The organism is Micromonospora sp. NPDC047134, assembly GCF_040643455.1.
Lineage (GTDB): Bacteria > Actinomycetota > Actinomycetes > Mycobacteriales > Micromonosporaceae > Micromonospora.
Map to the genome: position 1 here is coordinate 5,136 of NZ_JBEYUI010000026.1, position 14,694 is coordinate 19,829.

The following is a 14,694-nucleotide window of genomic DNA, read 5'->3' on the forward strand; positions in this document are numbered from 1 at the left end:
GTGACCATTCCCTGGATCCTCGGCGCGCCGAGCGAACAGTCGCTGCGCGACCTCGCCGGGCGGGTGCACGACCTCGTCGAGAACAGCGGTGCCGACCCCGTGGACGTGAGCCGCACGCTGGCGGCCCGACCGCCGCACGCGCACCGGGCTGTGCTGCTGGGCGGCGACGATCTCGCAGCGTCGTTGCGCCTGCTCGCTCAGGGGCGGCCGAGTCCGCACGTGGTGCGGGGAACGGCTGCGGCCGTGGCCCGCCCGGCGTTCGTCTTCCCCGGCCAGGGCGCGGTCTGGCCCGGTATGGCCGAGGAGCTGCTCGACTCCGCGCCGGTGTTCGCCCGGCGCGTCGAGGACTGCGCCGACGCGCTGGCGCCCCACGTGGACTGGTCGCTGGTCGACGTGCTGAGGTCGGACTCCCCGGACCTGTACCAGCAGACCGACATCGTGCAGCCGGTGCTGTTCGCGATCATGGTCGCGCTCGCCGAGCTGTGGCGGTCCTACGGCGTCGAGCCACACGCGGTCGTGTCGCACAGCATCGGCGAGGCCGCCGCCGCCCACGTGGCCGGGGCGCTGTCCCTGGACGACGCCGCGAAGACCGCCGTGCTGTGGAGCCGCGCCCAGTCGACGCTGGCCGGCCGGGGTGGCATGGCCGTGGTGGCGCTGCCGGTGCACAAGGTGACCTCGTGGTTCGCCGAGCACGGCCACGACGTCGACGTCTCCGGCGTGATGGCGCCGCGCACGGTGGTGGTCTCCGGTGACAGCGCAGTGCTCGCCCTCGCCGCCGAGCAGTTGCGCGCCGCGGGTGTCTACGCGCACGTGACATCCGTGCCGCTGGCCGCGCACTCGCCGCGCGTCGAGGAGGTACGGGACACCGTGCTGACCTCGCTCGCGTCGATCAACCCGCGAGCCTCGGACATCCCGTTCTACTCGGGTATGACGGGCGGGAGGTTCGACACCGCCGGGCTGGACGCGGAGTACTGGTACCACAACCTGCGTCGGCCGATGCTCTTCGAGAGCGCCACGAGGGCGATGCTGGCCGACGGCTACCAGGCGTTCGTCGAGCTGAGCGCGCACCCGGTGCTGACCCTGGCCATGCGGCAGACCGTGGAAGCCGTCGGCGCGACGGTGCCGGTGCTCACCTCCCTGCGTCGCGACCAGCAGCGCATCGAACACTTCCTGACCTCGCTCGCCGAGGCGCACGTGCAGGGTGTCGCGGTGGACTGGGAGCCGGTGCTCGCCGGGCGTGGCCGGCCGATCGACCTGTCCGACCTGGACCTGCCCGCGTCGGCCGGCTCCGGTGCGCACACCGCGCCGACCCGGCCGGCCGGTGTCGGCCCGTCGCTGGCGAGCCTGGTGTCCGCACAGGTCGCGGGCGTGCTCGGGATCGGCCCCGAGCTGGCCCGGGACGACCACACCAAGAGTCTGTTCGAGCTGGGCTGCACGTCGATGCAGTTGATCGAGCTCCAGAGCGGGCTGGCCCGGGAACTCGGCGTCTCGCTGGAGAACACGTTCATCATCGACCACCCCACCGCGGACGCGCTCACCGTCGAGCTGGCCCGCCGGGTCGAGCGGGGTCGCGAGCCGACCGACGCGCGCGCCGCCGCCCCGGCGTCGCCGGGCCCGTTCTCCGCGGAGCCCATCGCGGTGGTCGGCATGGCGTTCCGGCTGCCCGGTGGCATCAGCACACGGGACCAGCTCTGGGAGACGTTGAGCGGCAGGGTCGACGTGGTGCGGGAGGTGCCCGCCGACCGGTGGTCGCACAGCGCCCTCGACACCAGCGAGGTGACCACCACCCAGGGCGGCTACCTCGACCAGGTGGACCAGTTCGATCCGCTGTTCTTCAGCATCTCACCGGCGGAAGCCGAGTCGATCGACCCGCAGCAGCGCCTGCTGCTGGAACTGACCTGGGAGGCGCTCGAAGACGCCGGGATCAACCCGGTGACGGCCGGGCGGGGCCGGCGCGTCGGTGTCTTCGTCGGTATCTACAACAACGACTACGCCCAGGTCGGCAAGAACCTCGGTCACTCGGCCGAGCGGTACACCTACACCGGGAACATGGCCAACTCGGCGGCCGGGCGGATCTCCTACAGTTACGGCTTCGAAGGTCCCAGCCAGGCGATCGACGCGGCCTGTGCCTCCTCGCTGTACGCGCTGCACCAGGCCGGACGGGAACTCCGGCAGGGCGGCTGCGACATGGTCGTCGCCGCGGCGGTGAACCTGATCCTCAGCCCCGAGGGCCACGTGTCGTGGTCGCGGCTGCAGGCGCTGTCCCCGACCGGGCGGTGTCGCAGCTTCGACGACGGGGCCGACGGTTACATCCGCAGCGAGGGCGGGACGGTCGTCATCCTCAAGCGACTGTCCGACGCCGAACGCGACGGTGACGACATCCTGGCCGTGATCAGCGGATCGGCGATCAACCACAACGGTCAGAGCGGTGGTTTCACCGTCCCGAACGGCGCCGCCCAGCAACGGGCGGTCGAGGCCGCGATGGCCGAGGCGGGCGTCGGGATCGAGGACGTCTCCTACGTCGAGGCCCACGGATCGGGTACGCCGATCGGCGACCCGCAGGAACTCAACGCCCTGGCCCGGGTCTTCGCCGGCCGGACCGACAAGCTGTACGTCAGCAGCGTGAAATCCAACCTCGGGCACCTGGAGTCCGCGGCGGGTATGGCGGCGCTGTGCAAGGTGATCGTGTCGATGCAGCACGGCCGTCTCCCGGCCACCCAGCACTTCCGTGTGGGCAACCGCCTGATCGATTGGGACGCCATCCCGATCGAGGTGGTGGCCGACGAGATCGCGTGGCAGCCGACCGGCGGCCGGCGGCGCGCCGGGATCAGTTCCTTCGGCATCAGCGGCAGCAACGCCCACATGATCGTGGAGGAGTACCAGCCGAAGCCGCGCCCCGCGCCGGTGACGTCCCCCGCTCTGCCGCGTCTGCTGCCCGTCTCGGCGAAGTCGGACGCGGGGCTGCGCACCGCCCTGCGGAACCTGGCCGAGTGGAGCGAGGGCACGACCGCCGACCTCGCCGACATCGCCCACACGCTGGGTGCCCGACGAGCGGGCCTGCGACACCGGGCGGCACTGGTCTGCGACTCCGTCACCGGCATCCCGGCCGCGGTCGAGGCGGTGCTGGCCGCCGGGACCAGCCGTGACCAGGTAGACCCGGGCCAGGTGTTCGTCTTCTCCGGCCAGGGCACGCAGTACCCGGGCATGGCGCGGGAGCTGTACCAGCACGCCGAGCTGTTCCGGCGCGAGTTGGACGAGATCGACCGGGTGTTCCGCCGGATCGGCGACGTCTCCCCGATCGAGGCCATGTTCGGCGACGACGAGGCGACGTTTCGGTCACCGCGGTACACCCAGCCAATGATTTTCGCGGTCGGGTTGGCGCTCGCGCGGTACTGGCAGGCGCTCGGCGTCACGCCGTCGGCCGTGATCGGCCACAGCATCGGCGAGTACGCGGCCGCCTGCTTCGCCTCCGTCATGAGTCTCACCCAGGCGGTCGACCTGGTGACCCGCCGGGCGCGGGTCGTGGCGGCCTCGACCGGCGACGGCTCCATGGCGACGCTGCTGTGCTCGCGGGAGCGGGCGGAGCAGCTCCTGGCCGACTACCCCGACGTCTCCGTCGCCGCGGTCAACGCCGCCGAGAACACCACCGTCGCCGGGTCCGCCGAGAGCATGACCAAGGTGTTGAAGGCCGCGCGCAAGCAGCGGATCTTCACCGAGCGCCTGGACGTCTCGCACCCGTACCACTCGGTCCGGATGGCCCAGGCCGCCGACGACCTGTACGAGCAGATCCGGCACCACGAGTTCGACCCGCCGGCCATCTCGTGGATCTCGACGCGGACCGGCGAGCCGGTCACGGCGGACGCGCCGATCGACGCGGCGTACTGGAGCCGGCACCTCGTGGAGCCGGTCCTGTTCCGGGCGGCCGTCGGCGCCGCGATCGGCCGCGGATCGCGGGTCTTCGTCGAGGTCGGCGCGACGGCCACGGTCGGCGGCCTGATCGCGCAGGAGTTCGCGGACACCGCCATCGTCGTCCCGAGCCTGCGAAAGGGACGTTCGGACTGCCGACAGCTGCTGGAGAGCGCGGCTGAACTCTGGCAGTTGGGCCGGGCGCTGGAGTACGACCGGCTGCCCGGCGCGGCCGGCACCCTCGTCCGCGACCTGCCGCGCACGCCGTTCGACCGGCAGCGGATCTGGTACTCCGACCGCGCCCCCGCGCGCATCGACGTGGCGCGGTCCGCCGTCGCCGAACAGGAAGGGACCGGTGTCCAGCGGATGGCCGATCGCGAGCCGGTACTCATGTTCGTCAGGCGGTGCGTCAGCCAGGTCACCGGGGTCAGCCTCGACGCGATCGACGAGTCGGTGCAGCTCTTCGCGCTGGGCATCGACTCCCTGATGCTCGTCCAGTTGAGCAAGCGCCTCGAGGCCGAGTACGCCATCGACATCCCGAACAAGGCGTTCTTCGAGTCCCTCTACACGCCCGGCCTGCTGGCCGACTTCGTCCTCGAACACCGGCCCCGCGAGGTGGCGCCGGTGCCCCCGGCGGAGCCCACGGCCACCGCGGTCCCGCAGCCGCGGGTCGCCGCAGCGCCGGTAGCCGAGACGCGCGGTCGACTCGACCCGGCGGCCCCGCCGGCGCCCGGTGTCGAAGCCATCATCCGGCAGCAGCTGGAGATCATGCAGCAGCAGTTGGTGGTGCTGTCGGGCGCGACGACGGGTGCGTCGGTCGGCACGCCGGTCGCGCCGGCCGCCCCGGAGGTGACGAAGCGCCGCCCGGCGCCCGCCCGCAAGGTCGGCACGTACAGCAACAACATCGAGCTCAGCCAGGACCGGCTCACCGCCGAACAGGGCGCGTTCATCCGCGACTTCGTGGCGCGGTTCACCGCGAAGACCCCCAGTTCCAGGTCGTACACCGGGCAGCACCGCGAGGTGCTGGCGGACTGGATCGCCTCGCTGAACTTCAACCCGAGCATCAAGGATACGGTCTACCCGGTCGTGTCGGCCCGGTCGTCCGGGGCGACGTTCTGGGACTTGGACGGCAACGAGTATGTCGACACCGCGATGGGCTACGGCGTCCACTTCTTCGGCCACCAACCCGACTTCATCCTCGATGCCGTACGCGACCAGCTCGACCGCGGCTACGAGCTGGGCCCGCAGAACCGGATCGCGGGGGAGGTCGCGGAGCTGGTCCACGAGATGACCGGCGCCGAGCGGGTCGCGTTCTGCAACACCGGCACCGAGGCGGTGATGGTGTCGGTGCGCCTGGCCCGGGCCGTCAGCGGGCGGGACAAGGTGGTCAGGTTCCTCACCTCGTACCACGGCAGCTACGACGCCGTGCTGGCCGAGGCCGACGGCGAGGACAGCATCCCCACCTCGATCGGCATTCCGCAGTCGGCGGTCGACGACACGATGGTGCTCACCTACGGCAGTGCCGAGTCGCTGGACCGCATCCGGCGGCACGGCCCCGAACTGGCCGCCGTGCTGGTCGAGCCGGTCCAGTCGCGCAACCCGACGTTGCAGCCCACCGAGTTCCTGCGGGAGCTGCGCGAGATCTGCACGGAGCACGGCATCGCGCTGATCTTCGACGAGATGATCGTGGGTTTCCGGATCGCGCTGGGCGGTGCGCAGGAGCACTTCGGCGTCGAGTCGGACATGTCGCTGTACGGCAAGCTCGTCGGGGGCGGGATGCCGATCGGCATCATCGCCGGCCGGAGCAAGTACCTCGACGCCGTCGACGGTGGCGCGTGGTCGGACGTTGACGACTCCACGCCGGCGGTGCCAACGACGTTCTTCGCCGGGACCTTCTGCAAGCACCCGTTGACGATGGCCGCGTGCCGGGCCGTGCTGTCCTACCTGCGAGAGCGGGGCGCCACCGAGCTCGCCGCTCTCAACCAGGTCACCGCCGACTTCGCGCGTCGCGTGAACGACTACTTCGAGGCGGAGGAAGTGCCGCTGAAGGTGTCGCACTTCGCGTCGCTGTACAAGTACGAGACGCTCGTCCCGCGCGACATGAGCCACATGTCGTTGACGCTGAACCTGTTCTTCAAGCTCATGGTGTTCCACGGCGTCTACGTGTGGGAACGCCGGACCGCCTTCTTTTCGCTGGCGCACACCCGCGAGCATCAGGACCGCATCTTCGAGGCCATCCGCACCAGCGTCGACGCGCTGCGCCGCGGCGGGTTCGACTTCCGGCGGTCGACGTCGACCGCGCCGCGCGGGCTGCCCGCCGGACCCCGGGACGCCGACCTCGCACCGCTCGACCCCACCGCGGTGTCCGAGCAGGAGAAGCGAATCTACGTGCTGTCGCGGATGCGCGGCGGTAACGAGGCCTACCAGATCCTGGCCGGTCTGCGCTTCGACGGTGCCCCCGACCGGGAGCGGCTCGCCGAGGCATTCCAGGCGATCGCCGACAAGCACGAGAAGCTGCGCGGCTACTACGAGATCGACGCGACCGACATCACGGCACGCGTCGCGGCGCAGGTCACCCCGGAGTTCCACCTCTTCGACCACAGGCGCGACCCCGGACTGCGCACCGAGGACGTCGTCGCGGTGATGAACCGGCCGTTCGACCTGGCGAACCCGCCGCTGTGGCGCTACGGCATCGTCATCGACGAGGACGGCACCCACCACCTGCTGCTCTCGCTGCACCACATCATCGCCGACGGCGGATCGATCGACATCCTCCTCAACGACCTCGCCGAGTACCTCGGGCGGGGAGAGCTGACGCCGGTACGGTCCGACGGCTACCCGTCGTTCGTCCGGCAGCAGGCGCGCTCCGTCGGCCTGCCCTCCTACCAGGAACACCGGCGGTGGTGGCTGCGCGAGTTCGAGACCGTCCCGCCGCCGCTGAACCTGCCGACCGACTCCCCGTACCCGCTGGTCAACGACTTCACCGGAACGCACCATTACTTCCGGATCGACGACGCGCTGCACCAGGCGGCCAAGGCGGTCATCGAGCGGCACCGCACCACGCCGTTCATCTTCTACCTGTCGCTGTGGTCGGTGCTGCTGGCCACCGCCGCGGACACCGACGACCTGTGCGTGGGCGTCCCCCTGGACCAGCGGATCATCGGCTCGTTCGACGACACCGTCGGCATGTTCGCCCAGTCGCTGCCGCTGCGCATCCGTACCACCGCGGACACCCGCCTGCCGGACCTGCTCCGCGCGGTGCGTGACACCAGCCTCGCCGCCGTCGAGCATTCGCCCTACCCCTACGAGGTCCTGGTCCAGGAGCTGGACCTCGACCGGGACTTCGGGCGCAACCCCCTGTTCGACGTGATGTTCACCTTCACCAACGCCCGCGAACGCGTGCACCGGTTCGGCGACGTCACCGGCACGTCGGAGGACTTCGGGGTGCCCCGCTCGATGTTCGCGCTCGCCCTGGAGCTCACCGAGCGCGACGGCGGCCTGTTCGGCGACCTGAACTTCTCCGGCGTGTACGGCGAGCGGCGGATGACCGAGCTGGCCGAGCAGTACGTGGACCTGATCGCCAGGGTGGTCCGGGAGCCGGACCAGACGGTGGGCGACCTGTCCCGGTTGGACGACGAGACCCGGGACCGGCTCCTGGCCCTGGGCACCGGGCCGGTCGTCGCGGACCTGCCGGCCCTTGCCGAGATGTTCGACACGGTGGTGCGGGAGCACGCGGGACGACCCGCGATCCGGTACCGCGGCGAGGAGGTCAGCTACGCCGACCTCGCCGAACGGGTGCACCGGTACGCCGGTGTGCTGCGCGAGCACGGCCTCGGTCGGGGTGACCTGGTCGGGCTCCTACTGCCGCCGACACCCGAGCTGGTCACGCTGATGCTCGCGGTCAACCGGATCGGCGCCGCGTGGCTCCCGATGGACGTGAAGGACCCGACGAAGCGGCTCCGGCTCGTGATCGACACCGCCGACCCCACGAGGGTCGTCTGCGGCAAGGAGCTGGCCGCCGCGGTGGAACTCGGCGACATCGCGCTCCATCTGCCGGCGGACACCTCGGTCGACCCGTCCCCGCCGGCCGGGTCGCCGGGCGGGCCGGACGACCTGGCGTACGTCATCTTCACGTCCGGGTCGACCGGTACACCCAAGGGCGTCACGGTCACGAACGGGTCGCTGGCGAACTTCCTCGTCGGCATGCCCGAGGCGCTCGGGTGGGCCGACCAGAAGGTGGTGGGCTGCCTCACCACCCCGTCGTTCGACATCCACCTGCTGGAGACGCTGCTGACCCTGGTCACCGGCGGAACGGTCGTGGTGGCGGGCGAGTCGGAGGTCCGTACGCCAGCGGAGATCGCCGAGTTCGTCGCGGCCAACGGCGTCGAGTACCTCCAGATGACGCCGACCCGGTTGCGCCTGCTGTTCGCCGACCCCGAGGCGGGCCGCGCCACGCTGGCGCGGCTGGACAAACTCGTCGTCGGCGGCGAAGCGTTCCCGGAGGACCTGCTGCCGCGACTGCGGGAGCACCCGTCGCTGGGCGTCTACAACGTCTACGGCCCGACCGAGACCTGCATCTGGTCGAGCGTCAAGGACCTCACCGGGGACACCGGGGTCAGCATCGGTACCCCGATCGCCAACACCACGTTCTACGTGCTGGACGACAACCTCCGGCTGGTGCCCGAGGGGGTGACCGGGAACCTGTGGATCGGCGGGCTGGGTGTGTCGCCCGGGTACCTGCACCGGCCCGAGCTGACCCGCGAGCGGTTCCTCCCGAACCCGTTCGGGGACGGCCGGATCTATCTCAGCGGCGACCGCGCGCTGTGGCAGGGCGGCGAGGTCCACTGCCTGGGCCGGATGGACGACCAGGTGAAGATCCGCGGCTACCGGGTCGAGCTGGGCGAGATCGAACTCGCCATCACCGGGCACGACCTGGTGACCGGCGCAGCGGTGATCGTCCAGGACCTGCCGAGCGGCAGCCAGGTCATCCGCGCGTTCTATCAGGTACGCGAAGGCGGCTACCTGGCGCCGGAGGCGTTGCGCGACTGGCTGGCCGAGCGGCTGACCGACTACATGGTCCCGGCGACCCTGGCCGTGGTGTCGGACATCCCCATGACGACGAGCGGCAAGGTCGACCGCAAGACGCTGATGGCACAGGCCGGCCAGCCGGTGGAGCCGGGGCGTCCCGAGGAGCGGGGCACGGGCGTCGCCCAGGAACTAGTCACGGCATGGCGCAAGGTCCTCGGCGAGGTTCCGATCGGCGCCGACGAGAGCTTCTTCGACCTCGGTGGCAACTCGTTCAGCCTGGTCCTGCTGATGGAGGAGCTGCACCAGCGGTTCCCGGGCATGCTCGACGTGAGCGACCTGTTCGCGAACCCGACGATCGGAAAGCTCCGCAAGCTCCTGGATTCCAGGCTCGCCGGGCAGGAAGCCGACGCGCTGCTGACCGGTTTCGGTGTCCAGCTGCCCGAATCGTGGTTCGCGGACGACACCACCGCGGACGGCCGGGTCGAGGCCGTGCTGCCCGCACGGACCATGGCCACCCTGCGACGGCTGCGTACGAGCGGGGCGCAGGATCCGGCGGACCTGGCACACGTCGCGCTCGCCGTCACCCTCCACAAACTGCTCGGAACGGACGACATCTCGCTGTGCGTCGTCGACGACGACGCCCGCGCGACCGTGGTCCGGTTCGACTTCGCCGGCACGGCCGACCTGGCCGACGTGCTGGCCGACTACCGGCGGCAACGCGACCACAACGACCGGCTCGACCTGCAGCGGTTCGTCGCCTGCCGGGGTGTCGACCGCACCGTGTCCGTCGCGTGCGGCAGCGCCCGGCAGGTGGCGGAGGACGACCTCCTCCGCCACTTCGACATCGTGTACGCGATCGACGTCCTGGCCGACCCCGTCGTGGTCCGGATCGACCACGCCCGCGAGGTGGACCCCGCGCGGGTGGAACAGCTGATGGGCGGCCACCTGAAAGTCCTCGGAATCCTGGGCAGGCCCGCGTCGAAGAAGAAGGTACAGTCATGAAAGATCTCGTGATCGTGTTCCCGGGGCAGGGTTCCCAGTTCGCGGGCATGGGCAGGAAGTGGTTCGACGAGCACGAGAGTGTGCGGGACCGCTTCGGGCAGGCGTCCGACATCGTCGGATACTCGCTGGCCGACCTGTGCTTCACCGCGCCGCCCGCCGAGGTGACCAGGACCAGGTACGCCCAGGTCTCGCTGCTGGTGCTCAGCTACTCGATGTACGAGGTGATGACCGCGGGGCGGAAGGTCCCGGTCTCCTACCTGACCGGGCACAGCCTGGGGGAGATCACCGCGCTGCTCGCGGCGGGCGCGCTGACGTTCGAGGACGCGGTACGCCTGGTCAAGGTGCGCGGTGAGGCGATGGAGGGCTGCGCCGCAGACAGCGGCACCGGGATGATCGCCACGGTGCGGATGCCGGTCGCCGACGTGGAGAAGTGCGTCGAGGACTTCAACGCGGCGGGTCACGACGTGCAGGTCGCCAACTACAACGGTGAGCTGCAGACTGTGTTGTCGGGCAGCCTGGACAGCCTCAAGGGTATGACCGCCTACCTCGAGGACCGTGGGGCGAGGGTGGTGAAACTCAACGTCGCCGGCGCGTTCCACAGCACGTTCATGGCCGGCGCGTTGCCCGAGTACACCAAGGCGCTGAGCGAGGTCACGATCACCGAGCCCGCCGTCCCGGTCTACAGCAACGTCACCGGCGAGGCGTACGAGAGCGCCGAGGCCATCCGGGAGACGCTGGCCGTCCAGCTGACCAGTCCGGTCCGGTGGAGCGACATCGTGGCGTCCCTGGTGGACCGTAAGGCAGCGGTGTGGATCGAGGTCGGGCCGAAGCAGGTCCTGAAGAGGATGCTCACCGGTGCCGTCGGCTCGGGCGAGGTGTACAGCCTGGACGAGGAGCCCGATCGGGTCGGCGCGGTGCTCGACCACCTCGTCGAGCTGAAGAAGCGCGAGCCCGGGGTGGTCGGGCTGTGCCTGGGCGCCGCCGCGGCCACCCGGAACCGGAACTTCGACGCCGACGAATACCACAACGGCGTCGTCCTGTCGTACCGCAAGCTCCAGGAGCTGAGCAAGCTCGACCAGGAGTCGCTCTCCGACCAGCAGAAACAGACCGCGTTGGACCTGCTGCTCACCATCATGCGGACAAAGCGGGTCGCCGAGGCCGAGCAGCGGGACCGCATCGAGTCGATCCTGCGCCGCACCCGTGAGGTCGGCCTCCGGACGAACGCGGGGGCGCTCGCCACATGAGCTCCCTGCTCGATCTTGACGACCTGGACCTGACGGAGCCCTCGGACGGTGCCGACGTCCGCGTCACGCGCTCCAGCCCACGGCGCAGAGCCGAACCCGTCGCCGTCATCGGGATGAGCGGTCGGATCGGCGAGGCGGAGAACCTCGACGAGTTCTGGTCGAGGCTGCTGCGCGGCGAGGAGGGGTACCGCGACCTGCCGGAAGCCCGACGTGCCGACGTCGACGCCTACCTCGCCGCACGCGGCGTGCGGCTGCCGATCGCGGCCGAGCGCTACTCCGGCGGCACCCGGCTGCCCAGCGTGTCCGAGTTCGATTACCGGTTCTTCTCGCTGTCCCGGCAGGAAGCCAAGGCGATCGACCCGAATCAGCGGATCTTCCTGGAGACCGCCTGGGCCGCGCTCGAAGACGCCGGCTACCTGAACAAGGACATCGGCGGTGGGAAGGTCGGCGTCTACGCGGGCATGTCGGCCGACTTCGGCGAGGACTACCGAGCGATCATCCAGGCGGTCGACCCCGGCGCGCCCGAGATCGCGGTCGCCGGCAACATCCGGTCGATGATCGCCAGCCGGATCGCCTACCTGCTTGACCTGCGGGGACCGTCGTTGCTGGTGGACACGGCCTGCTCGTCGGGCCTGGTCGCCGCGTACACGGCGTACCGCGCGATCCAGAACGGCGAGTGCTCGATGGCGATCGTCGGCGCCGTCAAGACCGACCTGCTCCCGGTCGACGCCGACGACGAGTCCGGCATCGGCCTCAAGGACATCCAGGACACGCTGGCCGCAGACCGGCACACCCGGACGTTCGACCAGAAGTGCGACGGCACCACCGCCGCCGAAGGGTGTGTCGTCTTCGTATTCAAGTCACTGGAACGGGCGCGGCGCGACGGCGACAACATCCACGCCGTCATCATGGGCGGCGCGATCAACCAGGACGGGGCGTCGAACGGCATCACCGCGCCCAACGCCGACGCGCAGGCCGACCTCATCACCGAGGCCCTCGCCGACGCCGGGGTCAGGGCCGAGCAGGTCAGCTTCATCGAGGCGCACGGCACCGCCACCAGGCTCGGCGACCCCGTCGAGGTCAGCGGCATCGAGCGGGCGTTCTCCCGACAGACCGCCCGCAAGCAGTTCTGCGGTATCGGCACGGTCAAGACGTACATCGGCCACATGGACAACGCCTCCGGCCTCGCGGGGCTGGCCAAACTCGTCCTGTCGCTCAAGCACCGGGTCCTGCCGGCGAGCCTCAACTTCGAGGAGCCCAACCAGAACATCACGTTCGCGCAGACGCCTGTATTCGTCAACGACCGGACGGTGGCCTGGTCCGACGACGAGCGGGAGACGCTGTTCGCCGGCATCAACAGCTTCGGCCTGAGCGGGACGAACTGTCACCTCGTGCTGCGGAGCGCGGACCCGGAGCCGGCCGCCGACCGTGCCGGCATGGGCTCGCCATCCTGCTTCCTGCTGCCGCTCAGCGCCCGGAACGCCCCAGCGTTGACCAGGCTCGCCGAGCGTTACCGCGATTTCCTGTCCCGTCACGAGGTGGACCTCGCCGATCTCGCCTTCACCGCGTCGGTCGGCCGGTTGCACCACGGCGTGCGCGCCGCGTTCGTCTTCGAGAGCCAGGCGGAGCTCGGCACGCTGCTGACCCGGTTCGTCGAGGACGGCGAGGGCAGGAGCGCGAATCCGGACCTGAGCCGGGGCACGTTTCGCCTGGTGCTGGAGCGTGGCGAGAAGCGCGAGCCGCACGACCTGCTGTACTCCGAGCACGACGAGCTGAACCGGGAGGCCGCAGCGGTCGTGGCCGGCACCGCCGTGGCGCCCGACCGCGCCGCGCTGCGCGGGTTGGCGTCCCTCTACTCGCGCGGCGCCGAGGTCGACTGGCAGCGGGCCGCGCCCGAGGGCGGCCGCCGGACATCGCTGCCCACGTACCCGTTCGAGCGGACGCCTTGTTGGATCGACCCCGTCGACCAGGGCCGCCGGGGCCTGGTCGACGGCGCGGACGTGGTGCGCTCGCTGCACCGCGACATCGTGGTGTGCCGGCTCGCCCCCGAGAACTTCTGGGAACTGGCCGAACACCGCATCCACGGCGTCAGCGTGCTACCCGGTACCGGGCTGGTCGAGATGGTCGTGATGTCGGCGCGGCGGCTCGGCCTGGCCGAGTCGGACGTGACGCTGCGCAACGTCTTCTTCGCTGCCCCGCTCGCGGTGGCCGACGGCGAGGAGAAGGAGGTGCACGTCATCTTCGAGACCTCGGGCGACATCAGTACCGTCACCATCGCCAGTCGGGGCGCCGACGGTGACTGGGTGGAGAATGCCCGGGGCGAACTGGTCCGCGACGTCGCCGCCGGGCCGGTCGCGTCGCTCGACGTCGAGGGCCTGCGGCGGCGGTTGGACCGGCCACTGCGGGAACCCGAGGGCTCCGATCGCGCCAAGGGGCTGGACGTCAGTGAACGGTGGACCGCGACGTTGGGCGCCGGGCACGCCGACCCGGAGTCGACCGAGCTGCTGTACGAGTTCGAGCTGCCGTCGCGGTACCGGTCCGAGTTGTCGGACTACGTCCTGCACCCCTCGCTGTTCGACACCGTCATCAACGCGCCGAGCAACGTCTACGACCAGGAACGGTTGTACCTGCCGTTCTCCTACGGCGTGCTGACCGTCCGCGACTCACTGCCCGCCCGGGTGCTCGCCTATTTCCGCAAGCGGCCCGAGTCTGTGGCCGGTGCGCTGTACGCGTTCGACGTGACCGTGGTCGACCCGACCGGCCGGGTGCTGCTGACGGTGGACAACTACTGCATCAAGTCGGCGGTCGACCTCGACGTCACGGGGCCCGGCGAGTACGGGTACGTCCAGACCTACCGACGCGTCGCCCTGCCGACGCCGTCCCGGCGCGGCAGCGGAACCGTCCTGCTCTGTGGAGATGTCGGTACCACGTTCGCCGGCGTCCGGGGGCACCTCGAAGCGGCCGGCTACGACTGCGTCCAGGTGTCGAGCGTCACCGACGCGGTCGGCGACGAGCGGCTCGGCGAGCGCCGCGAGTTCGCCTTCGGCGTGGTGGGTTGCCAACCGGCCGAGGGCGACCCGCTCGCCGACCCGAGTGAGCCGGTCGAAGCGGCGTTGGGCCTGCTCAAGCTCATCTCGGAGCGGCAGTTCGGGTTCGTCGGCGGACTGGTGGTCCTGACGCACAACGCGCTCGCGGTCACCGGTGACGAGACAGCGCTGCACCCCGGCCAGGCCGGCCTGCTCGGCATGATGCGCGTCGCGGCCCTGGAGTACAAGGCGCTCGGTATCCGGTGCGTCGACAGCGACGAGCACACCGGCCCGGCGCTGCTGGTGGGTGAGGCCACCAGCGTTGACCGGCCGCCGTTCCTGCTCTACCGCAACGGGCACCCGTACGAGCCGCAGGTGAAGCGGCAGCCGATCCCGCTGCCCGACGGTGACCGGGCGCCGCTGTCCGGTGGCGACGGGGTGACCGTCATGTCGGGTGGCACGGGCGACCTCGGCACCGCCGTTGCGCG

At 70.6% G+C, this 14,694-nt stretch carries 3 protein-coding genes (1 of these 3 cut by a window edge); all 3 read left to right on the plus strand.

Annotated features, from left to right (window positions below):
- Tightly spaced (each overlapping or abutting the next), the 3 genes in view from ABZ795_RS24630 to ABZ795_RS24640 form a layout consistent with a single transcriptional unit that may run on beyond the window.
- Positions 1-9,936 (plus strand): amino acid adenylation domain-containing protein, encoded by a 9,936-nt coding sequence (locus ABZ795_RS24630; protein ID WP_357532044.1) that lies wholly within the window; start codon positions 1-3, stop codon positions 9,934-9,936.
- A complete protein-coding gene (locus tag ABZ795_RS24635) occupies positions 9,933-11,180 on the plus strand; it encodes an ACP S-malonyltransferase (RefSeq protein WP_357532045.1) in 1,248 nt (415 codons plus the stop codon). The genes ABZ795_RS24630 and ABZ795_RS24635 overlap by 4 nt, the downstream gene beginning before the upstream one ends.
- Positions 11,177-14,694, plus strand: the 5' portion of a protein-coding gene (locus ABZ795_RS24640; RefSeq protein WP_357532046.1) for an SDR family NAD(P)-dependent oxidoreductase. It continues 1,069 nt past the right edge of the window; the window shows 3,518 of its 4,587 coding nt (coding positions 1-3,518); the start codon lies at positions 11,177-11,179; the stop codon falls past the right edge of the window. The genes ABZ795_RS24635 and ABZ795_RS24640 overlap by 4 nt, the downstream gene beginning before the upstream one ends.